The 26,163-nt window shown below is 52.7% G+C and carries 23 protein-coding genes; 12 read left to right on the top strand and 11 right to left on the bottom strand.

All coding sequences use genetic code 11. The features are described 5' to 3' along the window. Nucleotides 1-7 precede the first annotated feature (7 nt). Entirely contained in the window at nucleotides 8-679 is a 672-nt protein-coding gene (locus V7775_RS20210; RefSeq protein ID WP_335753735.1) for an SDR family oxidoreductase, read from the bottom strand. After that, nucleotides 676-1,074, bottom strand: coding sequence for a VOC family protein (locus V7775_RS20205; RefSeq protein ID WP_335753734.1), 399 nt, complete (start codon nucleotides 1,072-1,074; stop codon nucleotides 676-678). The genes V7775_RS20210 and V7775_RS20205 overlap by 4 nt, the downstream gene beginning before the upstream one ends. Before the next feature lie 105 nt (nucleotides 1,075-1,179). Here V7775_RS20205 and V7775_RS20200 point away from each other — a divergent pair, with 105 nt between their 5' ends. Next, a complete protein-coding gene (locus V7775_RS20200) occupies nucleotides 1,180-2,079 on the top strand; it encodes a LysR family transcriptional regulator (RefSeq protein WP_335753733.1) in 900 nt (299 codons plus the stop codon). A gap of 292 nt (nucleotides 2,080-2,371) precedes the next feature. Here V7775_RS20200 and V7775_RS20195 read toward each other — a convergent pair whose 3' ends face one another. Next, nucleotides 2,372-3,481, bottom strand: coding sequence for an alkene reductase (locus V7775_RS20195; protein WP_335753732.1), 1,110 nt, complete (start codon nucleotides 3,479-3,481; stop codon nucleotides 2,372-2,374). Between the two features lie 138 nt (nucleotides 3,482-3,619). Here V7775_RS20195 and V7775_RS20190 point away from each other — a divergent pair, with 138 nt between their 5' ends. Next, on the top strand, nucleotides 3,620-4,567 hold the full coding sequence (locus V7775_RS20190; protein WP_335753731.1) for a LysR family transcriptional regulator: 948 nt from the start codon (nucleotides 3,620-3,622) through the stop codon (nucleotides 4,565-4,567). Between the two features lie 3 nt (nucleotides 4,568-4,570). Here V7775_RS20190 and V7775_RS20185 read toward each other — a convergent pair whose 3' ends face one another. The 5 genes from V7775_RS20185 to V7775_RS20165 are packed head-to-tail and all read right to left on the bottom strand — an operon-like array spanning nucleotide 4,571 to nucleotide 10,142. Further along, the gene (locus tag V7775_RS20185) at nucleotides 4,571-5,647 is read right to left on the bottom strand and encodes an ABC transporter ATP-binding protein (RefSeq protein ID WP_335753730.1); all 1,077 of its coding nucleotides are present in this window, start codon (nucleotides 5,645-5,647) and stop codon (nucleotides 4,571-4,573) included. Continuing rightward, nucleotides 5,644-6,753, bottom strand: coding sequence for an ABC transporter ATP-binding protein (locus V7775_RS20180; RefSeq protein ID WP_335753729.1), 1,110 nt, complete (start codon nucleotides 6,751-6,753; stop codon nucleotides 5,644-5,646). The genes V7775_RS20185 and V7775_RS20180 overlap by 4 nt, the downstream gene beginning before the upstream one ends. After that, on the bottom strand, nucleotides 6,750-7,616 hold the full coding sequence (locus V7775_RS20175) for a carbohydrate ABC transporter permease (protein ID WP_335753728.1): 867 nt from the start codon (nucleotides 7,614-7,616) through the stop codon (nucleotides 6,750-6,752). Before V7775_RS20175 ends, V7775_RS20180 begins: the two co-directional genes overlap by 4 nt. A 4-nt stretch (nucleotides 7,617-7,620) precedes the next feature. Further along, nucleotides 7,621-8,586 (bottom strand): carbohydrate ABC transporter permease, encoded by a 966-nt coding sequence (locus V7775_RS20170; RefSeq protein ID WP_335753727.1) that lies wholly within the window; start codon nucleotides 8,584-8,586, stop codon nucleotides 7,621-7,623. Between the two features lie 29 nt (nucleotides 8,587-8,615). After that, nucleotides 8,616-10,142, bottom strand: a complete 1,527-nt coding sequence (locus V7775_RS20165; RefSeq protein ID WP_335753726.1) for an extracellular solute-binding protein — start codon at nucleotides 10,140-10,142, stop codon at nucleotides 8,616-8,618. Nucleotides 10,143-10,482: 340 nt separating this feature from the next. Between V7775_RS20165 and V7775_RS20160 the strand changes: the two genes are divergently transcribed. The 8 genes from V7775_RS20160 to V7775_RS20125 all read left to right on the top strand — a co-directional run bounded on the left by V7775_RS20160 (nucleotide 10,483) and on the right by V7775_RS20125 (nucleotide 21,661). Next, nucleotides 10,483-11,022 (top strand): YbhB/YbcL family Raf kinase inhibitor-like protein, encoded by a 540-nt coding sequence (locus V7775_RS20160; RefSeq protein ID WP_335753725.1) that lies wholly within the window; start codon nucleotides 10,483-10,485, stop codon nucleotides 11,020-11,022. 351 nt (nucleotides 11,023-11,373) lie between these two features. Then, nucleotides 11,374-13,605, top strand: a complete 2,232-nt coding sequence (locus tag V7775_RS20155) for a transketolase (RefSeq protein ID WP_335753778.1) — start codon at nucleotides 11,374-11,376, stop codon at nucleotides 13,603-13,605. 38 nt (nucleotides 13,606-13,643) lie between these two features. Next, nucleotides 13,644-14,762: an L-dopachrome tautomerase-related protein gene (locus V7775_RS20150; protein WP_335753724.1), complete on the top strand. Its 1,119-nt coding sequence runs from the start codon at nucleotides 13,644-13,646 to the stop codon at nucleotides 14,760-14,762. 105 nt (nucleotides 14,763-14,867) lie between these two features. Next, the gene (locus V7775_RS20145; RefSeq protein WP_335753723.1) at nucleotides 14,868-15,770 is read left to right on the top strand and encodes a LysR family transcriptional regulator; all 903 of its coding nucleotides are present in this window, start codon (nucleotides 14,868-14,870) and stop codon (nucleotides 15,768-15,770) included. A gap of 179 nt (nucleotides 15,771-15,949) precedes the next feature. Beyond that, the gene (locus tag V7775_RS20140) at nucleotides 15,950-16,348 is read left to right on the top strand and encodes a glyoxalase (RefSeq protein ID WP_335753722.1); all 399 of its coding nucleotides are present in this window, start codon (nucleotides 15,950-15,952) and stop codon (nucleotides 16,346-16,348) included. A 69-nt stretch (nucleotides 16,349-16,417) separates the two neighbouring features. Beyond that, nucleotides 16,418-17,311 (top strand): DMT family transporter, encoded by an 894-nt coding sequence (locus V7775_RS20135; RefSeq protein ID WP_335753721.1) that lies wholly within the window; start codon nucleotides 16,418-16,420, stop codon nucleotides 17,309-17,311. Between the two features lie 140 nt (nucleotides 17,312-17,451). Beyond that, on the top strand, nucleotides 17,452-18,702 hold the full coding sequence (locus V7775_RS20130) for an LVIVD repeat-containing protein (protein ID WP_335753720.1): 1,251 nt from the start codon (nucleotides 17,452-17,454) through the stop codon (nucleotides 18,700-18,702). Between the two features lies 1 nt (nucleotide 18,703). Further along, complete coding sequence (locus V7775_RS20125) at nucleotides 18,704-21,661, top strand: FAD-binding and (Fe-S)-binding domain-containing protein (protein ID WP_335753719.1); 2,958 nt, start codon at nucleotides 18,704-18,706, stop codon at nucleotides 21,659-21,661. A 51-nt stretch (nucleotides 21,662-21,712) separates the two neighbouring features. Here V7775_RS20125 and V7775_RS20120 read toward each other — a convergent pair whose 3' ends face one another. The 3 genes from V7775_RS20120 to V7775_RS20110 form a co-directional block, all read right to left on the bottom strand. Beyond that, complete coding sequence (locus tag V7775_RS20120; protein ID WP_335753718.1) at nucleotides 21,713-22,426, bottom strand: cytochrome b561 domain-containing protein; 714 nt, start codon at nucleotides 22,424-22,426, stop codon at nucleotides 21,713-21,715. An 18-nt stretch (nucleotides 22,427-22,444) separates the two neighbouring features. Further along, nucleotides 22,445-22,933 carry a YbhB/YbcL family Raf kinase inhibitor-like protein gene (locus V7775_RS20115; RefSeq protein WP_335753717.1) on the bottom strand — a complete coding sequence of 163 codons (489 nt, stop codon included), beginning with the start codon at nucleotides 22,931-22,933 and terminating at the stop codon, nucleotides 22,445-22,447. A gap of 231 nt (nucleotides 22,934-23,164) precedes the next feature. Continuing rightward, nucleotides 23,165-23,962 carry a helix-turn-helix transcriptional regulator gene (locus V7775_RS20110; protein ID WP_335753716.1) on the bottom strand — a complete coding sequence of 266 codons (798 nt, stop codon included), beginning with the start codon at nucleotides 23,960-23,962 and terminating at the stop codon, nucleotides 23,165-23,167. A 308-nt stretch (nucleotides 23,963-24,270) separates the two neighbouring features. On the opposite strand from V7775_RS20110, the gene V7775_RS20105 reads away from it, so the two are divergent. Together V7775_RS20105 and V7775_RS20100 are read left to right on the top strand one after the other, a co-directional pair. Beyond that, nucleotides 24,271-24,768: a RidA family protein gene (locus V7775_RS20105; RefSeq protein ID WP_335753715.1), complete on the top strand. Its 498-nt coding sequence runs from the start codon at nucleotides 24,271-24,273 to the stop codon at nucleotides 24,766-24,768. 306 nt (nucleotides 24,769-25,074) lie between these two features. Continuing rightward, nucleotides 25,075-26,160 carry a TRAP transporter substrate-binding protein gene (locus V7775_RS20100; RefSeq protein WP_335753714.1) on the top strand — a complete coding sequence of 362 codons (1,086 nt, stop codon included), beginning with the start codon at nucleotides 25,075-25,077 and terminating at the stop codon, nucleotides 26,158-26,160. Nucleotides 26,161-26,163 lie beyond the last annotated feature (3 nt).

Raw genomic sequence — 26,163 nt, 5'->3', positions numbered from 1 at the left:
AACAAATTCAGTTGATTAATGCGCCGCCGTCGATGTCGATAACGGCACCGGTGACAAAGGGGTTTTCGATTGCAAACAGGTAGCCCAATGCCAGATCGTCTGGCGTGCCAGTTTTTCCAGCGGGGAGTGACGCCGCGGTCTGCTGCAACATGGCGGTGCGCGCGGCGGTGTCCATTCCTGCATAGGCTTCGGTGTCGGTCAAACCGGGGCTGACCACGTTGACGCGAATTGGCGCCAGCTCTTTGGCGAGGATTTTTGCCGTCGCTTCAAGGGCTGCGTTCATTGCGGTTTTGACGTAGGTGCCCGGCACAGTGCGTCGTGCGAGAAAGCCGGAAGTTAGCGTGATTGTTCCGCCTCGGCGGATGTGCTTGGCCGCCGCTTTGGCGACCGCGACGGAGCCCCAGAATTTCGTATCGAAAGCGCGTTTGGCGTCTTCACTTGCGACGTCTGTGACAGCGCCACCAGGGGCCGCTGATCCAGCGGTGAAGATCACGTGATCTACGGGGCCGTAGGCGTCAAAGTAGGCGATGATCGCGGTTTCATCAGCGACATCCAGACCGGTTGAGCGGCTGGCGACTGCGACTGATCCGCCACGCGATTGCAGGGCGGCGGCGACGGCTTTGCCAATGCCGGATGTGCCGCCGATGACGATGGATTTGGTGTCGGATGTAAAGGTCATTGGAGTGTCTCCTGAGAAATTGGTGTGGGTTCGTGAAAAACGGCTTCGATCAACGGGCCGGATGGGGTGCGGAAAAATAACCGGCGTTCGTCGAGTTCGGGCAGGTCCATGGTTGAATACCGGATGCCTAAACATTCGATCTTGGTGCGGAATTGATCATAGCCATCGAGGTGAATTCCAATATGATCAAACGCTTCGGCGGCGCTATCAATTCCGTGACCCCGCGCGCCAATCAAATGGATGATGGGTTGGTCGTTGGCATAGAGCCAATGACCGGGAATGCGCCGGATGGGCTTGGGGCGTTTCCGCTCTTCAAGGTCGTCAAACACATTGAGTAGAAATGCCTTTGTGCCCGGCAGGTCACGTGTACGGATGGTGATATGATCGAGGTGCATGTTGGTTTCCTTTCGCTCCTCTCGAAGTATCACTTGTGTTAACTCCGTTTAATTGGGAAAATAACGGAAGTATAATTCGAAAATACCGAATGGTTGAGGCGTCAAATGCTGCTTAAGAATCTCGCACTATTTCTGCGTATCGTTGAGAAGGGCGGCCTTGCGGTAGCGGGCCGGGAAATGGGGTTGGCACCAGCTACGGTAACGGATCGGCTGGCTGCCTTGGAGGAGCATTACGGCGCGCGTTTATTGACGCGCACCACGCGATCCATCACGCTTACCGACGAGGGGCGCGAGCTTGTGACTGGAGCGCGCCGCATTCTGGCAGAAGCCGAAGAAACCGAGGCCCGCATCAAGCTAGGTGTCGAGAAAATCTCTGGTGCCATCCGATTGAGCACGCCAATTGATCTGGGCCACAATCGAATTGTACCGATCCTTGATGCGTTCATGGACGAGCACCGCGAGGTCAGCGTTGATCTGACATTGTCAGATGGCATAGTGGATCTTGTCGGCCAAGGCATTGATCTAGCCTTGCGATATGGCAAGTTGACTGACAGCTCAATGAAGTCAAAGAAGCTGCACGACAATCACCGTCTGCTGTGTGCCTCCCCCGAATATCTGGAGATAAACGGCGTTCCGCAGCACCCCAAAGACCTGGTACAGCACAATTGTATTGTTATTAGATTTGGCACCCAATTGTTCCACGATTGGTCATTTTCGGTTGATGGGCAGCAGCAAACCTATCGTGTTCAAGGAAACCGGGTGGCCAATGATGGTGAACTGGTGAGGCGCTGGTGTGTGGAAGGGCGCGGTCTCGCGTTAAAGTCGGAATGGGATGTACATGCCGATTTAAAGGCGGGACGGTTGGTTTCGCTTCTTGAAGATTTTGCACCACAACCCAATTCGTTGCAAATGACGTATCCCGCTGGAGCCGTTCAGCCCCGTCGGGTACGTGCATTGATGGAGTATCTTTCAAACGCATTTGCGACATGGGATCAGACAGTTTGACCTTGGCCTAACAGCGGGCCGGATTGCTCACGCCTGTCTTAGCGTCCTGTTTTTCTGTAAAGTCCGTGGTTATCACCGAGACGCGGCCTCGAACTTGGCTGAAAATTCTCTACGTAATTAACGGCACCTTCTGCCGAATTCAAATCGCCTCTTGTCGATTTCATCAGTAATTTCAAGTTAAATGAACCCGATTTTTGCCTTGAGGCGTGTGCGTTAGGCGGATCACCCCTGCCGCAATACTTTGCACGACAGGGGTAGTGGCTTGGGAAACGGCCAAGCTAATTCAGGCGTTTCAGGCCGAAACCTTGTCAGAATAAGCAAGGTAATCCGTGTAGCCCACTTCCGTTCCACCAAAGAGTGTAGCGCCATCAAAATCTGCAAGGGGCAGATCATTAGCATAGCGGTTTGCCAAGTCGGGGTTGGCGAGAAACGGACGGCCATAAGCTACCAGATCGGCTAAGCCAGCAGACGTTATTTGTTCGCCACGCGCCTTATCATATTTGCCGGCAACAATGATTTTCCCACTGTAAGCCGCCCGCAGATCGTGGCGGAATTGCTCTGGTACTTTGGGCGCATCGTCCCAATCGGCCTCGGACAAGTGGATATAAACGATCCCGATCTTCTCCAATTCTTGTGCCGCTTTCAGAATCACTTCGATGATTTCATCATCAGCCATGTTGCGTTGTGTGATGTAGGGTGACAGGCGGATACCTGTGCGTTCTGGCCCTACTTCATTGGCGACGGCCTGTGTCACTTCTTGCAGAAAGCGAATGCGGTTTTCCTGGGATCCGCCGTATTCGTCCGTGCGGTGGTTCGACGATGTCCGCAGAAACTCGTCGATCAGATACCCGTTGGCACCGTGGATTTCTACACCGTCAAAACCTGCAGCGATGGCGTTTGCGGCGCCTTGGCGGAAGTCCTCAATCACGTCCTTAATTTCGCTGTTGCTCAGCGCGCGGGGCATCGGGCAATCGACCATGCCGCCAAGACCTGTTTCAGGGTCCACAACCCAGACCTGCGCATCAGGTGACAGAGCAGAGGGAGCTACGGGCAGGCCATCTGCATGAAAGCTTTCGTGGCTCATCCGGCCAACGTGCCAAAGCTGCAAAAAAATACGCCCATCCGCTTTGTGGACGGCGTTCGTAACCAGTTTCCAGCCCGCGATCTGCTCCGGAGAATGGATACCGGGGGTAAAGGAATAGCCTTGACCTTGTGGCGAGATTTGCGTCGCGTCGGTGATCATAAGTCCCGCGCTAGCGCGTTGGGCAAAATACTCTGCCATCATCGCATTTGGCACATTTCCGGGCTGCGTTGTACGCGCACGGGTCATCGGGGCCAAAGTAACTCGGTTCGGCAAAGTCATTGTGCCCATTTTCAGTGGTTGGAAAAGTGCATCGGTCATCTTAAATCCTCGTGTTTGCAAAGTTATAGGGCGGTACGCCAATAAGATCGACGGTTATCCTTGGCGACAACTTGGAGTTTTTCACGAGCTTTATTAAGGGCTCTTTCACAATATCGCTTTTGAGTGTATTCAAACAATATGATCGAAAAGATATCTGACCTTAAACTTTTTAAACGTATCGTCGAAATGGGTACGCTAAGCGCTGCCGCCGGCGAGATCGGGCTTTCACCTGGATCGGCGTCGCTGCGGTTGTCGGGCATGGAGCGTGTGCTTGGCGTGCAGCTGTTCAGGCGCACAACGCGGCAAATGCATCTTACACAGGCAGGCGCGGAGTTTTTGGAAACCGCCGAGGCCGTGCTTGCCGAGCTTTCCAATCTGGAAGAAAATCTCTCGGACAAAAATCAGAACCTGTCTGGCAGTCTGCAGATCACCGCTCCCGTGGATTTGGGCCGCAATTATATTGCCCCGTCGATCGACAAATTCATAAACGCCAATCCCAATGTGTCGATCAATCTGGTCTGCACTGACAGGATCACTGATCTGACCGAACGCGGGATCGACATCGCGATACGGTATGGTGCGCTGCGTGACAGCAGCCTGCGATTGCGACGCGTTTCGTCCAATCGGCGCATTCCTGTGGCGTCCCCCGCGTATATCCAAGAGCATGGTAAGCCGATGCACCCGCAAGACCTGAAGACGCACAATTGTATGTTGCTGTCTTCGCAGGGGAAGAAGAACAGCAATTGGACATTCTTTGAAAATGACAATGCGATAACGGTTCGTGTCTCTGGCGACCGCTCGACAAACGATGGCGAGGTCGCGCGCCATTGGGCCAAGCAGGGGTTCGGGATTGCGCTAAAATCCGCGTGGGATGTTGCGGAGGATATCAACTATGGAAGATTGGTCCCACTGCTTACAAGTTATTGTCCGCCGAATGTCGACCTACAGCTGGTGTTTCCGCCGCTTGCACGACAACCGCAGCGGGTCCGCCGTTTGGCGGACCATCTCGTTGGCGACCTTAAGAAACTCGACACTTGCCTGACGAATGTTGAACTGACCCCGTTTTATCGCAATCAGGACGCATAATCGCTAGGTAAGGCGCATGCCGTCAGCGCTGAAGTAGTGAAAATACTGTGGGTCAATGCCAAGACGCACTTCGGCAACATCTTCGAAATTGTGACTTGCATCAACGCTTGCGGCTATTGGAACATCTTGTGCAATCAACAGCAGCGTCGCACGATTTCCCAGAGGCTCTTGATCCGTGATCCGAGAGATCAGCGTAAAGGCGTCGTCCCCGCAGTTCACGTGCAGGTCCTCAGGGCGTATTCCGATAACCACGCCTGTTTGATCCGCGCCGTCTGGAAGGGGTGTTTTGATATCAATCGTAAGTGACCCGACCTGTGCCGTGGCACCGCTAGCAGTTTTCTTAATCTTGGCGGACATCAGGTTCATGGGCGGATTGCCAACGAATGTTGCGATTTCTGAATTGGCAGGGTGGGTGTAAAGATCAACGGCACTGCCGCTTTGCACAATCTTGCCAGCCAACATGACGTTCACATTGTCGCCAAGTGCCAGGGCCTCGGTGTAATCGGGTGTCGCAAAGATGAAGCTATGACCAGACTCTTTTAGCAGGCGTTTCAACTCGGATCGCAGACCGGTGCGCAGAACCGCATCAAGACTAGAGAGCGGTTCATCCAGCAGGTAGATTGCGGAAGGTTTGATCAGCGCACGACCAATCGCAATCCGTTGTTTTTCGCCGCCACTAAACGAGGCAGGCTTGCGATCCAAGATGTGCGACACATGAAGGATTTCGGCAAACTTCCCGACTTCTTGTTTGATTTCGCTTTCAGATGCACCACGAATCCGCAATGGGTGCGCCATGTTTTCGAACGCTGAGAGGTTCGGATAAAGGGCAAGGCTTTCAAATACGACGGACACATCGCGCTGGTTGGGCTGTAATGTTCCCATTTCGCGCCCGTTGATCAGCACTTGACCCGCGTCTGGTTTCTCAAGGCCAGCAACAACGCGTTGCAATGTTGTTTTCCCCGCGCCGGTCGGTCCAAGCAGCACAACAAGGCTGCCTTGCTCGACCACAAGGTCGATGTTGTCTAACGCCTGCGTATCGCCAAAACGTTTCGAGACACCTTTAAGTTCGAGTGCGTTCATGTTGGCTGTCCTTGCGTTTGCGATGCTGTATCAAGACGGACACCGCTGGTTGGCTCAAAAATGCTGATCATCCCCGCAGGGGCGGTCAGGTGGCACTCATCACCCGCGTTCAATGACGTAAGGCCGGTCGTCAGGATACGCATTTCCTGCCCCTCAAGATCGGCACTTAGGACTGTATCCGCACCGATCTGCTCGACCAATGTGAGTTGTGCAGACACGCCAGTCGGGGCCTCAGAAATTTGGATGGACTCAGGGCGGATGCCCAAGGTGACGCTACGCCCGTTTTGCGCCTCGACAGCAGGCAGGACACGGCTGACATCCATGCGGGTTTGCCCGGTTTCAAAGAAGCTGCGCGACTTTTCCACAACGATCTTACCCTTGAGAAAGTTCATCGGTGGATTGCCTAAGAAACCTCCGACGAAGGTTTCTTGCGGATAGTGGTAGACATCATAGGTGTCGCCATATTGCACGAGACGGCCCTGTTCCATGACAGCGATCTTGTGGGCCAGCGAAAGGGCCTCGATCTGGTCGTGGGTCACGTAAATGACCGTCTGCCCCGTCTTTTTCTGGATGCGGCGCAGCTCTTGACGCATTTCATTGCGCATCGCGGCTTCAAGGTTCGACAGCGGTTCATCCAGCAATAGGATTGAAGGATTGGTGATAAGGGTTCGGCCCAAAGCTACACGTTGTAGCTGTGATCCACCCATATCCGCCGTTGCGTCATCTAACGTGCTGCTAAGCCCCAAAAGATCGGCGGTTTTCTCTACCTCTTCTTGAATTTTACTTTTGCTCAGCTTGCGAACCTTAAGGCCAAACGCAAGATTCTGACGGACCGTCATGTTGCCAAAAACGGCGTAGTCTTGGAACACCAAACCGATACCGCGCTGGCCGGGTGGTGTGCCGATCACTGATTTACCGTCGATACGAATGTCGCCAGCAGTAGGTTCGGTCAGACCGACAATCATGTTAAGCGTCGTCGATTTGCCGCAACCTGATGGACCCAAAAGCGCGACGGTTTCGCCCTCTTCAATCTCCAAGTCTAAACCATGAACCGCCGTGAACCCGCCATACGTTTTGCGAAGATTTGATATCTGAAGTTTGGTCATCGCTTAACTGCCCCGAATGTAAGACCCCGAACGAGGTGGGTCTGAATGAAGTAACCGATCACGATCAAAGGCAGCACGGCCACAACCGCAAGTGCGGCTTGCACACCGTATAATTGCCCCGCAGTCGCCGCGAAGTATTTGGACAGTTGGACTGGGATTGTCACAACGTCTTTGGCTGTTAGCACCAGACCGAACAGGAACTCGCTCCAGTTCAGAATGAAGATGAACAAAGAGGTCGAGATCAGTCCGCCACGGATCAGTGGAATAGTGAACTTGAAGTGCGCTTGAATACGCGTCAGCCCGTCAATCATTGCGGCCTCTTCGATCTCCTTTGGAAGATCGTCGATGAAGCTTTTGATCATCCAAACCGAGAAGGGCAGGGTGAAGGCTGCGTAACACAGGATCAGACCGATATATGTGTCAATCAGCCCGATGGAGTTGAACATCACCAGAAACGGAATGGCGATTGCGATGGGTGGAAACATCCGCCCGCTAAGGATCATCAACGGGGTCGAGGTGCCGCCGAACTTGTAGCGCGAGATAGCGAGTGATGCCGCTAAGCCAACAGAGATGGATAGGATCGTGGCACAAATGCTGATGATCAATGAGCCGATGATAGCGCGCCACCCGGTTTCCGAGACAGATGTCACAGACGTATTGGCCGCATCCGCTTGGCTGATGAAGACAGCGCTGAAATTGTCCAGCGTTGGCTGGCCAGATATCCACACGGGCGGAACGGCGACCCATTCGGTAGAGGGTTTGAACGCGGTCGACGTGATCCAGAAGATCGGGAAGGTGGCAAAGAATAGCGCCGCTGCCAACGCCACCCATGCCCACCATGTCATTTTTTTTGAAACAAACATGAGTTTAGCCTTCTTTCAGAAGTTGTTTGGTGATGGGGCGCAGCATCAAATTGACGCCGATGACCGTGAGAATAAGCACGATGAAGGCCGCAGCCGCTGCATATGCGAGTCTGAAGTCTTGAAACGCGAGCTTATAAAGATATTGACTGACCATTTCAGTCGCAGTGCCTGGGCCGCCACGTGTCATCAGGAAAATTTCGTCAAAGATTTTTAGGATTTCCATGGTGCGGATGACAAAGGCTACGATGATCACGGGCAGCAAAGTAGGCAGCACTACGGACCAAAATATTCGAACCGGTCCGGCACCAAGCATGATCGCGGCACGGATTGGGTTTTGCGGCACAGCGTTAAGTCCAGACAACAGCACTAGAAAGAAAAGCGGTGTCCAGTGCCAGACTTCGGCAATGACGATAGATGTGAAGGCGGTCACATCATGGCGGAACCATTCAATTTGTGGCTGACCGCCCTGAAAGGTGATCCAACCGATGATCTGATTGATCGGGCCGTTGGTTTGAAAAAGCATAAACCATGTGTAGCCAACCACGACGGGCATAATCATCATGGGACTGAGCAACAAAGAGAACAGTAATTTGCGTGCCGGGATTGCCTTGAGGAACAAGATTGCCAGACCAAGACCAAGCATGAATTCCAGCGAAAGACAGATCACAGCAAACAGGATCGTGCGGCCGAGCGCTTGTAGGAAGCGCGGTTCGTAGATGATGAGTTCTTTGTAGTTAAACAGCCCCGAAAATTCCGCATCGCCAAGCGATCCGAAGGTGGGCTGCCAGTTGGTCAGGCTAATCCAGAGTTCCAACAGAAACGGGAAAACCATCATTCCCATCAGCAAAATCTGTGATGGGATAATCAAAAGTAGAGGAAGAGTTTTAGGATCGTTAGCGTTGAAACCGCGTTTGGTCTTCGCGGTTGGGGAACCCGTTTCCGGGCCCCCACTGGTATTTAGTTCGGACATTTTAGGTCTCCAAAATATGCTGGCGAAGCTCAGCCCCAAGACGCGACGTCGTTACGCGCTTTGATTTTTTCGGGGAAGGTCCGTGCAAGGGAGCGCCAAGATTGAACCTGACGATCTTGTCCAAGCCGCCGCGTGATCCGCGCCATCTCAGTGGCCGCATCATCCATCGCTTCTTGCGCAGTCTTCTTGCCTAAGATTGCTTCGACACAATTGCGGTCAAGGGCTTCGGAGTATTCGAACGTGCCACGGATAACGAAATCGGGGATCACGTCACCGATCTGCTCCCATGCCGAGTCCAACCATGCTTGCGTGTATTTGGCTTCCATCTCTGGGCCTGGCTCTTTGAAGTGGTTGGTGCGAGTGGGGTCAAAATAACCACCGTTTTTCGGAATAGCGCGGTCCGAAATGTCAGGTGCCGTGTGCCACTGGGCGAATAGATATGCCAATTCCGGATTGTTGGAATGGTCGCTAACTACATACAGCCAACCAAACGCGTTGACAGACGCACGTATCAATTCGCCATCGACCATTGTGCCGGGAACAGGGACAGACATCAGGTTGCCTGCAACCGCCTCGGAAATGTCTGGATCGTTGTTGTAGCGGAAGAAGGACGGCCAGCTAAACGTCGCGAAAACCTCGCCCAAACCGTATTGGTTATAGTTCTCTGACCAGCCATTGGTGAACGCTTCTTTCGGCATTGTGTTTTCAGTTGCGATCAATTCCTCAAGGGCGGCTACGCCTTCAGCGCTGTTGCACTGTGGAACCATATCTTTGTCGAAATACATTGCGCCTTTCGAGCAGAACCGCTGCATCCACTGCCATTTTGTATAAAATGGCGCGCGGTATTCGAGCGAGCCGTAGCGATCATTCTCTGGTTGCGTGAAGAATGTGATCAGGTCGTCATACTCATCCCATGTATTCGGCGCTTCTAGGTCGCGACCATAGGCCTCTTTGAAGGCAGCTTGCTGTTCAGGGTCCTCCAACCAGTCCTTGCGCATGTAAAGTGCCCAGTTGTCAGCATCCGCATAAAGCGCGCGATATTCATTGTTATATTTGCAGCCAAATTCCGAAAATGGATAAGGAATACGGTACGGACCGGTATCCAGCTCCGGTTGGTGGGCTGCTACATATTCAGTGATGTTTTTTGCCAATCCGGCTTCCGAAAAATCGGGCAGAGCGTAGACAGGGCCAATGACCAGGTCATATTGGCCGGTCTTCGCGACGGCCTCTTGCATAGCCTTGGAGTAAAGTTCTGTGTTGGGAACTTCGACAAGCTGAATGTCGATGCCTGTCAGCTCTTTCCACTCGTCGATGAATGGCGTGATGTTACCGCCCGACCCACCAGGGATCAGGATGGAGATCTCGGTCTGTCGGCTACTTTCAGAAAGAGCCTTGGCGGCGGTTGCAGCGCGATTAGCAATCGCGTGTATGTCGCCTCCTTCGGCAAACGCCGGCCTGAAGATACCTGGTGCCACGCTGCCAATGGCAAAGGCGGTTCCTGTCAGGGCGGTCGATTTCAAAAACTGGCGACGCCCGATTGTTGATAGAGTTGTCATGCTGTCCTCCCGATTGCATTTCCGATAGCATGACGGTTAAATATTGCTCAATAATTCCACTTTATTATAAAACTTTATTGAGTTTTATTAACCAATCGGGTGAGGAGGGTGGTTGAATTTTTCAAATTGCGATCCCAAGCCATGGCAAGGCCCTGTGTCTGGCGCGGCCAAAACTGCTCGTTGTCGGCATTTTTGATCCTAAAGGATTGTTAATCCTATAATGCGTATTTTCAGGATTATAATCCAACATTTAGGGTAATTATCCAATTCATAAGAAGTATCTAGTCTCCACTTAGAAATGGCCGGCAATGGCGCTTGCCCATTACCAATGGAGATACAGATGAAAACTAAAGCACTTTGGGCTGCGGCCACACTGGTTGCCACGTTCGGCACCTCTGCGCTGGCTGATTTTTCGGTCACCAGTTCTGACTTGACCCCAGGCGGTCAGATATCAAATGCGCAATATTGGAGTGACTTTGGCTGTACCGGCGAAAACGCCCGCCCGGAAATTAGCTGGCAAGGCGCGCCAGAGGCAACCAAAAGCTTCGCCGTGACCTTCTATGATCAAGATGCACCAACAGGTAGCGGCTTTTGGCATTGGGTTGTTTTTGATGTTCCGGCTAATGCAACGGGAATTTCGTCAGACTCGATTCCTGCAGGTGCGATGGAAGGCAACACAGACCTTGGTCAACCGGGGTTCTTTGGTCCATGTCCTCCCATTGGTCGTGAGCACACCTATACGTTCACAGTCCATGCGCTTGACACTGACACGCTGGAGGCACCTGAGGGCGCAACTGCTGCACTGACCAGTTTCTTCATCAACATGCACAGCATCGAGCAAGCGACCTTGTCTGTTCAAGCGGGCCCACGCAGCGAATAAACTAACGGGCTGAACTCAGCCAAGGACACAAACGCCCAACAGCCCATGCCATGTTTTGACACCGTCAGATCGCAGCATGGGCTGTTGATTACTATTTGGTTCCTGCAAAGAGTGAATTTGGTTCTATGCCGTAACTCCATTGATCTTCTGCCCATAGGCTGATTGGGAAAGAGGAGGTCGCCCGTGCCGAATACTAATGAGACCGATTTTAGAAGCATTTTGCGCGATCTGGAACGCAAAGCACTGTGGCTTGCCGCGTGGACTGTCCACCATGCAAACCACGTCCGGCCAAAAGATGATGATCTGAAGGTGGGTGGTCATCAGGCATCGTCCGCATCGCTCGCGTCGTTGATGACGGTCTTGTATGGACACATCCTTAGGCCCGAAGATCGCGTCGCGGTAAAACCACACGCGTCACCGATGTTTCACGCGCTGCAATATCTTATGGGCCGACAGACACGCGACAATCTTGAAAACTTTCGTGGCTTTGGCGGTGCGCAATCTTACCCATCACGCACCAAAGATGCCGACGATGTGGATTTTTCGACCGGGTCCGTCGGGTTGGGCGGTGCCATTACCGTGTTTGCATCGCTTGTGCAGGATTACATCGCTGCCAAAGGCTGGGGGGATTTGGCCACTGGGCGTATGATCTCAATTCTGGGTGATGCAGAGCTGGACGAAGGCAACCTGTATGAAGCCCTGCTAGAAGGTAAAAAACATGACCTACGCAATTGCTGGTGGTTTATCGACTACAACCGTCAAAGCCTTGATGCCGTAACACCTGATGCGCAGAACCGTCTATTTGGTGACATTTTTCGGTCGATGGGGTGGGATGTTATCGAATTAAAGCACGGTGCTTTGTTGCAAGCCGCATTTGCCGAAGAAGGCGGTGCCGCGTTGCATGATTGGATCGATGCGTGTTCCAACCAGACGTATTCGGCGCTGACCTATCAAGGCGGGGCTGCCTGGCGCAAACAGTTGTTGGATGATCTGGGTGATCAAGGACCGGTGACGGCGCTGCTAGACCGACGTACCGATGATGAATTGGCGATCCTAATGACCAATCTTGCAGGTCATGATCAGGACGCTTTGATCACGGCACTGGAAGCAATCGACCATGACCGTCCGACCGTTTTTGTCATGTATACCGTCAAGGGATACGGACTGCCGCTTGCCGGTCACAAGGACAACCACGCAGGCATGATGAACCCGACGCAAATGGAAGTTCTGCGCAAGCAACACGACATTCGTGAAGGCCACGAATGGGGCCTGTTTGAAGGCTTGCCCGCAACTGACCTGGTATATGAAGCCTTCCTGGAGAACATTGCCTTCCTGCAAAAAGGGTTGCGCAGATATGAAGCACCCACGCTTGATGTGCCGACCATCGGCGCTCCGATGACCAAGGGCCACATGTCGACGCAAGAAGGCTTCGGCAAAATCCTTGATGAGATTGCCAAAAACGGCGGTCCTTTGGCCGAACGGATCGTAACGACAGCACCTGATGTGGCGACCTCGACGAGCTTAGGAGGCTGGGTCAACCGGACAGGGGTGTTTGCGAAGGCAAAGACGCGTGACGTGTTCCGCGATAGCGGCATACCATCAATGCAAAAATGGGCGGCTTCGCCGGAAGGACGGCATATCGAATTGGGCATCGCTGAGATGAACCTGTTTACTTTACTTGCTGCTGCCGGCTTGTCGCACTCCATTTTTGGCGAGCGCTTGATCCCTGTAGGCACACTATATGATCCATTCATCGAGCGTGGAAAAGATGCGCTAAATTATGCGTGCTATCAGGATGCCCGTTTTATCGTAGCGGCGACACCTTCGGGAATTACGCTAGCGCCAGAAGGTGGCGCGCATCAATCTATCGGCACGCCTTTGATCGGGATTAGTCAAGACGGGTTGGCGTGTTTTGAGCCCGCGTTCGTTGATGAATTGGCCACGATTATGGAATGGTCGTTCGATTATGTGCAACGTGACGGTGAAAGAGCCCCAGACTTAGCCGATTGGTTGCGCGATGAAACTGGCGGGTCGGTCTATCTACGAATGACAACGCGTAAATTGGAGCAACCCGGCCGGACGCTAAGCGAGGAGCAACAAAGGGATATCATTAACGGAGCCTATTGGCTGCGCGCCCCGGGCCCAGCCTGCCGCCTGATTATCGCTTACACAGGTGCGATAGCACCAGAGGTGATAGCGGCGGCGGGCCAGATCGGTCAGGATCACCGCGATGTTGGCGTTTTGGCGATCACCTCAGCCGATCGATTGAATGCGGGCTGGCACAGCGCTGACCGTGCGCGTGGCTTAGGTCATGACGATGCACTCTGCCATATTGAAAAACTGGTGGGCGAAATCAGCACAGATGCAGCCATCGTTACCGTGACCGACGGGCATCCGCTTGCCTTGTCATGGATCGGATCGGTTGCGGGCCATCGGGTCACACCGCTGGGTGTCGAGCATTTTGGTCAAACCGGTAGCATCGCGGAACTTTACAGGGCGCACCGGATCGACACGCGGGCCATTGTCCGCGCCGCAGAGATGGCGTTGCGCGGGCGACCCCTGCGCCTGTCACAAATAGCCTGAATCGAAACGACCAAGAAACCTAAATGGGAGGAAAGAACATGAGACGTACAATGCTATCAATGGCGCTTGCCGTCGTAACAACAACGGGCGCATTCGCACAAGACGTTCAACAAGCCGAACTTTTTGCAGAATTGCCGGGCTCTGTAGGGAATATCACCTTCACGCCCACCAACCGCGTGATCTATAGCCACCACCCGTTTTTCGGGCCGGATATTCGCGTTGCGGAGCTGGGCGCTGATCGCAAGTCCTACACACCGTTTCCGAACGCTGAATGGAACACCCCGCGCGACGGAACTGACTGCTACTTTGACAGCGTGCTCGGGCTGCGCGGAGACGAAAACGGCATCGTCTGGATTTTGGACATGGGGCAGCGCAATGGCCTGACGCCCAAGATTGTTGGTTGGAACACCTGGACTGATGAACTGGAGCGAATTTACTACATTCCCGCCCCTGCATCGGTGCCGGAAAGTCAGCACAACGATATGGTCGTGAATCTTAAGGATCAGGTGTTTGTCATCGCGGATGAAGGCATCGGACCAGGTGGTGACGGCAGTCAGGCCGCGCTTGTGATTGTGGACATGCAAACCGGCGCCACGCGCCGCGTGTTGCAAGGCCATGTGTCAACTTTGCCAGAGGATGTAGCAATTGTAGTTGATGGCAATCCGCTGACCGTGCCTGATGGCAATGGTGGCCAAGTGGTCATCAAGGTGGGTGCCGACGGGATTGCTGCGGATTCTGATTTTGAATGGCTCTACTATGGTCCACTGAGCGGATCAGCAATTTACCGCATCCGTTTTGCAGACCTGTTGAACGAAGAGCTGAGCGATGAGGCATTGGGCGAGACAGTCGAGCGCTATGCCGACAAGCCAAACAATGGCGGTCTGACGATGGATCAGGCTGGTAACCTATATCTGACTGAAGTGGAATCCAACGCAGTAGGCATAATCCCTGCCGATACGCGGGAGTATCGACGTTACGCCGAGGCAGATGATCTGTCTTGGCCTGATGGGGTCAGCTTTTCGTTGGACGGGCATATGTATGTGTCTGCCGCGCAAATATCTCGTGCGGATTTATTCAATAACGGCGAGGTCAAAAATGCGCCGCCCTACCTGATCTACCGGTTCGAGCCTGAAGCACCGGGCCGAATTGGCCATTGAGAACAATTTGGCCGCGTTAATCGCGGTCAAATGCCTACAGTAGATAATTTGATATTTCTGCATTAAGTTACCTGAAGGAGATCAACAATCTGGAATGGCGGAAGAATGACATTGGACATTAGATCAGTTGAACTCTTCCTTCGTGCTGCAACGCTTGGCGCTTTGGGGCGTGCAGGCGAAGAATTTCAGCTTTCCCCGACCGCGACAACACAACGCATTCAAGCGCTTGAAGCAAGCCTTGGCACCAAGCTTTTCAATCGAACGACACGTTCAGTTTCTCTCACTCGCGACGGCGAAGTTTTTCTGGAGCACGCGCGGCACATCATTGACAGTGTTGAAGCGGCACATGCATCTATTGACGAAGCAAAGGGCAGGGTGATCGGAGAGCTACGCGTAACGGCATCCGCGTCCTTTGGCAGGTCACAGATTGTTCCTTACGTCCAAGAGTTTTTGGAACTTTATCCAGATGTCAGGCTCAGGCTTAACTTAAGTGACAGTATCGTTGATATTGTAGACCAAGGTTATGATCTGGCTATTCGGGTTGGGGTACTGTCATCATCCACCTTGCTTGCTCGCAAGTTGGCTCATAATCCCCGTGTTTTGGTTGCTGCTCCCAAATATCTCGAACAATTCGGGACGCCTCAACGGCCCGCAGATTTGAAAAACCACAACTGTATTCTGCTTGGTGAGACTCGAAACTGGAACATGCGTGACCCGCAGGGCAACCTGCACGAGGTTAGGGTCACAGGTCATTTTACTACCAATTTAGGAGAGGCCGTCACTGATGTTGTCTCGGCAGGAGGCGGGATCGGCCTAAAGTCAGTTTGGGATCTGGTCGATCATTTAGAATCCGGTCGTTTGGTGCAGGTTCTTATTGGTCACACCATTGAACCTGCTTGGCAAGTTTGGGCCGTCCGACCACCAAACAAAACTCCACCCACACGTGTGCAGGTGTTTACTAATTTCTTGGAAGACAAATTTCGCCGCGCTCAGCTTGGGGTCATTTAGACCGAGCGTTTTGGCGTGTTATTGTCCGATGTGTCGCAGAGAGTCGTCCTCGATCAACTTCATATCTGAAGACAAGCCTTTGGAATTCCTAAACTGTGTCCTTTGAATTCGATAATTCCCAACCTCGCGATTGAGCCTATTTGTAATGCATTACGCATTACGCGTAGCGGAGAACGGCGATGCAACTTGACCATGTCACAATCAGAACTCAAAATCTGGCGGCAACGCGCGCCTTTTTTCTTGAGGTTTTTGAACACCTTGAAGAAGGGTCGCGTCCACGTGCCATCCAGCGCATTCCCGGACATTGGCTATATGCCAAGGATCAACCAATTGTACACATCATCGGGGCTTACGGGCAAGGGTTTGACGGTGCGCCGGAAGCCTGGGATCATATTGCGTTCAAACTTGACGGGTATGATGAGTTTCGCGCCAGGTTGAACGCGCTGAAGATACCCTACAGTCCGATGGAACTTCCAGAGTTGGGCGAACGCCGTTTGTTTATTCGGGCACCAGGTGGTCCGGTGATTGAAACTGTTTTCCGTGAAAATCGGGAAAACGAGGGACAAGTTGACGGTTAGCCAGCACGTAGTCCTACACCGCTTGGCCCAAACATGAGACGAAAAAAGTAACCAGAGGCTCTCAGAAACTTGGAAAACCGGAAAGAATCTGACTACCGCGCCTATGTGGCACTTTGGATATCCGTGGGGATGCTGGGGCTGAACTGGCCATTTATGAAACAAGGCCTATCCTACATCAGCCCGTTCTGGATGTTGTCACTTCGCTTTTGTCTAAGTGCCCCCGTCGTTGCGGTTTTGCTTATGGTTCAAAAACACCGATTGCCGGTATTCTGCCGGGGCGATCTTCGTGTAATTTGTGGCGTGGCCTTGATGCAGTTTGTCGTTCAAACGGGCCTTGTGACGGTGTCTTTGCAATGGGTGCCAGCCAGCACAGCAACAATTCTGATCTATACAACGCCGCTTTGGCTGGTGGTGTTAGATGTTTTTGTCTTCCGGCATAGGGTGGACCGGCACCGTTTGCTGGTCACTGGCATTTCTGTCCTTGGCTGCGTTATCATTTTATTGGGATCAAGCGGGGGTGGCCCGCTTGGCCCGCTTTTCTTTATTCTTCTGGCCTCTGTGTTCTGGTCCATGTCCATGCGGCTGATTGCAACCCATGTTTGGGTTGGTGACATCCGCGATGCGGTGTTTTGGCAGTTTCTCATTGCTGGTGTCGTGACACTTCCTCTCGCGTGGTTGATCGAGGGCCCACCAGCGAGCAGTGTTTTCACGTTTCCCGGCGTGGCCTATTTGCTGTTTATCGGACCTGCGGCAACTGGACTTGGGTTCGGATTGATGGTTTCGGCTGGCCGTTCGCTTCCTGTTGCTCGGGTTTCATTGATCAGCACCGCAGCCCCGCTCATTGGTTTTCTAAGCTCTGCTATTTGGCTGAAGGAGCCCATCCACACGCCCGTTCTGATTGGTGGAGCAACCATTTTTGCCGCGCTCATTATTGGGTCAATCAATATAGGTAAGCGCATTTAACATCCCGACTTGGCGAGATGGCCGATAATCGGAGGTTTATGTCCTTTTGGCGAATGCGGGCCAAACCGCGATGCACCATCTTTGGTGTGACAGCACAGGTTTCGCACCTTGTGTGGTTTTCGTGAAAAAGGAATGTGACCATGGCGCACCATGATTTACCGACACCCGATTATGCTAAGAACATGAAACTGATCGGCCACTCTGATCAGGGTGGTCGCCCCGATGGGGTTCAGTTGATGGTCAACAAGGGCTTTGCCTTTACCGGACATATGTTCTCAAAGGGGTTTAGCGTCATCGACGTGCGCGACCCGCGTGATCCGAAACCGGTCAATTACATTCCCGCGCCAGCAAATACGTGGAACATCCATTTGCAAACCCACGAAGATTTACTGTTGGTGATCAACGCAAAAGACATGTTCGCCTCGGTCGAATTTCAGGACGAAAGCGAATACTATAAAGGGTCAATTGGCAAAAAAGTAGGCACCGCGCAGCAAGAGCGGGTACGGGACTGGACGGCGGGCATGTCGGTCTATGATATTTCCAATCCCGCAGAGCCACGCAAGATATCGTTCATGCCAGTAGAGGGCGGCGGCATTCATCGCTTGTGGTATACGGGTGGCCCTTGGGCCTATGCGTCGGTGCTTTTGGATGGTTTCACTGATTATATTTTCATGACTATCGACATGAGCGATCCAGCCAACCCCAAAGAGGCGGGCCGCTTTTGGTTGCCAGGCATGAACCTTGCTGCCGGTGAAACGGGCGGTGATGAGCGGCGCGGCGGGCTGCATCATGCCATCATTCATGGGGACACCGCTTATGGCGCGTGGCGCGATGAAGGGATGGTGGTCATTGATGTGTCTGACCGTACTAACCCCGAATTGTTCGTTCACAAAAATTGGTCACCGCCCTTCGGCGGTGGAACGCATAATTGCCTTCCATTGCCGGACCGTGACCTGTTGGTTGTGGTCGATGAAGCGGTGCTCGACAATTGCGAAGATGGCACCAAGCATATCTGGATGTTTGATAACCGCGTGCCGTCCAATCCGGTCAGCATTTCAACATTTCCGATTCCGTCTGAAGCAGACTATTGTAAAAAGGGCGGCCATTTCGGCCCACATAATATATATGAAAATCGCCCCGACGGATTGGTGAGCGATCAGTTGATCTTTTCGGCAATGCAGAATGCAGGCATTCGCGTGACTGATATTTCAAACGAGTACCGGCCCACCGAGGTGGCCGCGTTTGTTCCTCCGAAACCTAACAAGCTGATTGATCAACGTCCCAGAAGGCCCTTGGTTATTCAAAATTGCGATGTGTATGTCGACAAACAAGGCTTGATCTACGCCAATGATTACAACGGCGGGCTGTATATTCTAGAATACGAAGGTTGAGATGAAAGATTTACCACCCCCGCAGGTTGCTGAAGTCGAGGCAGCTTCACTGGCCTATCTGGATGCACTCCATAATGCTGGATTCACGGGGGATGTCGAATCGGATTTGGGTCACCGGATTGCCTGTTCAACGGATAATTCAATCTACCAGATCATGCCGCAAGGTGTGATCTATCCTCGGTGTGCCGCTGATATCTCGCTGGCAATGCAGGTCGCGCAGGAAGCCGGGTTTGAGGATATTCGCATTTATCCACGCGGTGGCGGCACCTCGACAAATGGGCAGTCGCTAGGTGCTGGAATTGTCGTGGATACCTCGCGCCATATGCGAAAAATTTTGAACTATGATCGGGGCACCGGACTTGTGCGGGTTGAACCTGGTTTGGTCCGTGACAAATTGATTGAGTTCTTGGCACCTCACGGACGCTTCTTCGCGCCCCATGTGTCGACAACCAGCCGTGCCACGTTGGGCGGCATGGTTTCGAATGACAGTTCCGGAAAAGGGTCTGTGGTGTATGGCAAGACCTCGGACCATATCCAGTCCATCGAGTTCGCACTGCCCAATGGTGAAGACGTTGAAATCCGCCGCGTCGCGGCGCAAAATCTTGCGGCGCTGGACGGCACCTTAGGCAAGTTGGCCCGCGAGATTGACAGCATGCTTGCGCCTCATGGCGATGACATTAGGGCTAATTTTCCCGAGATGAAGCGTGGGTTCACGGGCTATAATCTCAAAGAAACCCGCACAGAAGGTGGTGATCTCGATCTGATCAAACTGGTGGCGGGATCAGAAGGCACATTGGGCCTGATCAAATCTGTCACCCTGCAAACCGTACCCATTCCGGCACATACAGTTCTCACGGTTCTAGTCTATGCCAGCCATGAGGTAGGGTTGCGCGCCATTCCCAACCTGCTGACTTCACGGCCACACGCGATTGAGTTCATCGACGACAAGATTCTCGGGGCCGCACTACGGTCTCCTTTTGCCCAAGATGTGAAAGATATTTTGGGCATAGATCAGGGTGCAGAGAGCTTAGCCGCGCATTTTTTCGAGATGTCAGAGGAAGATGAGGGCGCGCTGGAAAATCGGCTTGAGGCGTTCCTTGAGCACTTAAGTACTCTGCCTGAAAAATCCCAACGCCCCATCGGGGTTAAGGTGTTGCGCGAACCAGACCAGATTGCCCGGGTCTGGGAGATCCGCCGCGCGTGTCAGGGGCTTCTGGCAGGGTTTGACCGCAACAAACGCGCTGTTGCGTTCATCGAGGATTGCGCCGTTCCACCGGAAAACCTAGCGGATTTCGTCGTGGAAATGGAAGAAGTTCTGAGCGCAAAAAAAATACCACTGGGCATGTATGGTCATGCGGATGTTGGCTGCGTTCATATTCGTCCGCTTATGAACCTGAACTCAGAGGATGAGCGCCGCCAAATTCGTGAGATTTCGGATGCGGTGTTTCACCTGACGCAGAAACACGGCGGGCTACTTTGGGGTGAACACGGAAAGGGTCTGCGGGGCGAATATTCTGAACAGGTGATCGGCCCGAAGCTGTTCGATGTCATGCGGCAGGTCAAAACCATATTTGATCCGTCAAACCGCATGAACCCCGGTAAGATTGCGCGTCCACATGGTGATGCAAACGCCTTGATCAAACTCGACGGAGTTCGGATGCGGGGTGAATTTGACGAACAGGTGTCACCAAGTCTTCGTGAGACATTCTCGAACATTCTGCGCTGTGATGGCAACGGGGCCTGCTTTAATCTTGATGACAGCCTTCCATTTTGTCCTTCTTATAAGGCAACCGGAGATCGACGTTTTTCCCCTAAGGGGCGTGCCATGTTGCTGCGTGAATGGGCGCGAGCGCGCTCGCTGGGTAATGAGGCAGGCGCGCGCGCGATGTCGGGTGAACTGAATGAAGTTTTGGACACCTGTCTCGCCTGCAAAGCCTGTGCCGGGGCAGCTTGCCCTGCTGCGGTCGATATTCCGCAGATGAAAGCACAATTCTTAGACTGGTATCACAAAAAAGCGAAGCGTCCGCTAGCGGACAGGTTTGTTGCCAACCTTGAACGCCTCGCACCAATGATGGATCGCCTTGGTGGGTCTTTGTTCAATACGGTGCAAAGAATGGGGCCCGTTAAACGGTTGATGTCGCGGGGGATTGGGTTGGTCGATTTGCCCGAGCTGCGAAATCGACGGGCATACCTCAAGAGGCTCCGTGCGCTTGAGGCGCAGACAATGGCGGTGAAGGATCTCATGCAACTCCCTGTCGTGGAGCGCAAGAAGACAATTGTCATCGTTCAGGATTGTTTTACTAGTTTCTACGATGCGGACGTCCTTTTGGCACAAGTTGAACTTGTCCAGAAAATTGGGTTTAAGCCCGTGCTACTTGCTTACCGCGAAGGCGGTAAACCGCTCCATATTCGTGGATTTATAAATCGGTTTGCGCGCGTAGCAGAGCGAAATGCGCGTGATTTGTCACAGCTAGATCAAGCGGGTTTCTGCCTTGTTGGGGTCGATGGGGCGACCACTTTGATGTATCGCCATGAATACCCGGAAACTCTGCCAGATTGCCCGGTCTTCAAGGTGCATCTCCTGAGTGAATGGTTAATGAGCGTGACACTGCCATGCCTGGAACCTGGTGCCACGTTCACCTTAATTCAGCATTGTACCGAACGATCTCTATTGCCAGAAACCTCGGGCCAGTGGTCCACGGTTTTTGAAAAGGCCGGCCTTGACGTGCAGATCGTCAAAGCGGGCTGCTGCGGTATGTCGGGCTTGTTCGGCCATGAGGTTGCGCACCAATCCATTTCAACAACGCTCTATGATCAGAATTGGCGCGACATCGTTGATGCTCAGGCAGGTGACACTCTGATCGCGACGGGGTATTCCTGCCGATCACAGGTTAAGCGGCTGTCAGACGTTCAGTCACTGCATCCGGCGCAAGCCTTACTAAAGTACTGGAAAGACTGAACCTGTTGGATACGGATCGGCGGGTGCTAATGAAGGAACCCACCGACATCCTCAAAGATCTTCGCGTTCCTTGTTGTAAGGATGTTCCAGATCGTTCCCGAAAACCGCGCGATAGGTGTCATACCGCTTGCCCTTGTGTTCGCGATAGATCGACACGGCCAACAAAACCACAATGGTAAAAATGATCACTCCGGCCAGTATAGGCATTGGAAACTGCATCAGCCCCGACCCTACCGCGCCCACCGCGCAAGCCATGGTGAAGAAGCCGGCTGTCTTGTGGTAAGACTCCATTCGGCGGCGACGCGCGGTCATGGAAAAATGATCACCTTCCCACGCTTTGGGGTCATTTTGGTCAGCGTTGTTGTAGTAGCGCCCTCCGTGGCTGCCCCTGAAATAGGCGGAAATGCCCTGCAGGACGCCTAGGCCGATCGTCGACAGCCCAAAGACAGAATGCACTGATCCTGAAATACCGCCACTTACGGCTAGCGCGACCGTCATCCCGGCCAACGACATGAAGATTGCAAAGTTCAGCCCGTATTGGTGGATGTGAAACCATACCCACTCAGGCCTGCTGATTGTCCGATAAACAGTAATACCTTCTTTTGTTGGTCTAGGTTTATAATAGCGCAGCGAAATAACGCAGATAGGCACCAGAACAAACCAGATAAGTACCATCAAGATTGCATGGTAATTCCAATGGATTTCAATCGTCCGCCCTAGAAAATCTACATAAGCTTCGGTGGGGATGTGACCTTGCTTTTCCATTACTTTTCCTCCCGAAAACTATTCAGCACGTGGTCCGGCGATCACGGAAAAGCTGGCCTTGGCGAGCGTATGCTGGTGGATGAAGAACCCTGCAAGTGCGCCGGTTGCATTCTCTGGGACGTCAATTGTGTTCGCATCAAGGGCATGCACGTAGTATGTGTAACGATGCTTGCGCCCAATGGGAGGGCAGGGGCCAAAATACCCAGGCTCGCCAAAATCCGAATTGGCTTCTTTTGAGCCTTTCGGATTAGGGCCGCTCGTGACCTCGTTCACGTCGCCAGGAATATCATAACATACCCAATGCCAGAATCCGCTGCCTGTAGGCGCATCTTCATCATAAAAAGTCACCGCAAAACTCTTGGTTCCCTTAGGGGCATTGCACCACTGAAGAACAGGGCGTTCATTTTCCCCAGTGCAGCCAAAACTGTTCAGGTATTGGCTTTCAGAGATGTTGGTATTCTCCGTTAGGGTAGGGCTGGTAACTGCAAAGGCAGTGTTGTCAGACATGCTCGGTCTCCTCAGATTTGCTTATGAGGCCAATCGTTCATAAACGGGCCTTTTGTTTCGGTGCGTTCAGATGTCGCTTGGTTCGCAACCAACGGCTTGGCCTAAAATATCACTTTTCCAAGCATATTGCCAAAAAAGGACATCAACGGCATGCGAAGTCCGGCCAAAGTCAGCCTGGTTTCGGACACTAGGGTTTAGTTCGGCTTTAGTGCAGGACAACATGTCCCGATCTTAGTGTTGCGCAACGCGCTCCGGCTTGTTCCGGATCGTTTTGACAAAAGCAGAAGGGGTTTTCCCGACATAGTTCATAAATGCGCTCGAAAACGCAGAACTGCTTGAAAACCCGACTTCAAACGCAGTTTCAGTTACTGATTTCCGGTCCTTCCCCAACAGAACCATTGCCTTGTTCATCCTCAATTCGCGGATAAAGTCCCGCCAGCTCTGGCCAAGTTCAGACTGCATGTGCCGTCTTAGGTTACGTTCTGACATGCCAACGTGGGCTGCAACTTCGGGCAACGAAATGTCTGGGCCACTCTGTTTCGTAAAATCTATCACCCTCTGGATTGATGAATTCTCTGCATAAGGGGTCCACATAAACCGTTCGTGCTGAAACCAGTTCGGTACCATTTCCCCCACTGTCACAAAGAACGCTTTGGCCTGGTCGCTCGTCCTGTCCTTATGCGAACTCCACTTCAGTGCGTAATCTGAAAGATGCGAAGTAATACTTTGAACTTGGCCAACCCAACATCCGTTGTGATTCCATGAGACTTCATCGCGGCAAAACTTGATGACATTTCCCGACGACGGGAACCGAACCCGAATTCGGAACATACGGGCTGCCGGGACATAGACCATATAGCCTGCGGGAATTATCCACTCACCGTCATGGCCGGACAGCTCAATTTCACCCGATTGACATAATACAAGCTGGCCTGCGGGCTCACTCTCAGATGTGAATGCTGAACGGTCGGTCTTAAATGGCACTGCATAACTAAGGGTCGCATCCGAAACTTCAAATGGGTTTTCCATACAGAACTCCTGTGGTGCAACTTAAATGCGGTTTCAAACGGGCACCCGCATGATTCGATATCAGTGCAACTTGGCCGATTAAAGCAGTATTATGAATTACTATAGGAATTAGACAAGACAAGTTTTTCGATAATTGAAATATTCTTTTTGGCCCGTGATGGGTGAATTTGAAGAAATTACCTCATATGCGCAAGCATAGTAGATTACTATTAGGCTGTGCCAAAAACTGTTTTCCTTCTTGATTGCATAGACAGTAACGAGGTTGGTCAGACATCTTCATCAGAATTTTCAAATAATGAAAGTTATAAATGATGATACAGATAAATACCGAACTCTCCGAAACGGACACTCCGGAAAAGCGTCTTGAAAAACTTGGCCTGACTTTGCCTCCAGTCCCTTCTGCTGTTGGGGATTACGAGCCTTGGATCAAGGTGGGCTCGATCATCTATACATCCGGTCAATTGCCTTGGATCGACGGTGATCTAAAATTTACAGGTAAGATGGGCTCTGATCTGTCCACCGAGGAAGGCTATCAGGCTTTCCATCTCTCGGCCCTCAATGGCATCGCGCAGTTGAAGTCTGCTGTCGGCGAGTTGAGCCGTATCAAACGGATCGTCCGCGTCGAGGGGTCAGCCAATTCGGCCCCCGACTATACCGAGCAACCGGCAGCGCTGAACGGCGCATCCCACCTTATCAATGATGTTTTTGGCACAAAGGGACGGCACACACGGATGATCTATTCCGATCCATCCATGTGCCTTGATTGCGCGACGTTGGTCGTGCTGTGGGCCGAGGTCGAAGATTAAATCAGCCCAACATCCAAATCTGAAAAGAATATCCATATCCTAAAGTCTGGAGTTTTACCGGCAAGCGCACAGGCAACATCTCTGGCAGCAAAGACCTGAAAACAAGATGCGTTTCTTAAGCGTTTGATGCCATTCGCCTCACTTTTGCAGGTTTTCTTGCCCTTTTGCAAAAGGGCGTTGATCTTCAGGCGGCTTGGCCGAAATAAGATATTTTCTGGCCGATTTGCGATTGCGGGCCAATCTCAAACCAGTTGAAGTAGGAAGATCGCAGATTCAGGCCAATCCTGAGTTTTAGGGAGGAAAACAATGTCCAGTAATCTTACACGTCGCGGCTTTATGAACACCGCAGCATTGGGCGCGGGGGCCACTGCCCTTGCCTCACCAGCGCTTGCACAGGGGGGGACTGAGTTGAAGATGCTCATGTGTTGGCCCAAGAATTTCCCCGGACTTGGTACCAGCGCAGAACGGTTTGCAGAACGCGTCTCTACTGCAAGCGACGGCGCGTTGCGGATCAAGGTCTTTGGTGCCGGCGAGATTGTTGCGCCCTTCGAGGTCCTTGACGCCGTAGCATCTGGTGCGGGGGACATAACTCATTGCACTTCCTATTATTGGTTCGGTAAAGATCCGGCTTTCGTATATTTTGCGACGGTTCCTTTTGGTCTGACGGCAGACGAGCATTTCACATGGCTAAAATTCGGCGGCGGTCAGGAACTTTGGGACAAACTCGGCGCTGAGCATGGTGTGAAACCGCTGGCGGTGCTGAACACCGGCGCACAAATGGGGGGCTGGTTCAAGGAAGAGATTAAATCTGCCGCCGATCTTCAGGGGCTACGTCTTCGCTATCCGGGTCTTGGTGGGCAAATGCTTGCCACGTTGGGCGCGACACCGGTCAACATTCCTGGAGGCGAATTGTTCACTGCACTACAGTCGGGAACCATCGACGGGTTGGAATGGATTGCTCCTTGGAATGATTTAGCCTTTGGCTTCCATCGCGCGGCCAAGCACTACTACTACCCCGGCTTCCACGAGATGGGGCACACAATTTCCAGCTATGTAAACATCGACGTCTGGGAAGGGCTGAACGATGCAGAGCGCTCGATCCTGCAATCAGCGGCAGACGCGGAATATGCGACATCATTGGCCGAATACAACGCTCGAAATCTGGCTGCCCTGAACACACTGACGTCAGAGCATGATGTTCAACTGCACCGCTGGCCGGATGATATCATCGCAGCGATGCAAGAAGTTGCACCTGAGATTACTGCGGCAAGTGCAGCGAAGAGCCCAATGGCCACTGAGATCCACGAAAACTGGGTCGCGTTTCGCGAAGAGCAGCGACAGTGGGGTGATATCGGTGAATATGCGAACGCCGAATTGAAAGAGAAGGGCTAAACC

The sequence above is a fragment of the Sulfitobacter sp. genome, assembly GCF_036960155.1.
In the GTDB taxonomy this organism is placed as follows: domain Bacteria; phylum Pseudomonadota; class Alphaproteobacteria; order Rhodobacterales; family Rhodobacteraceae; genus Sulfitobacter.
This window is presented reverse-complemented; position numbering and strand designations above follow the sequence as displayed.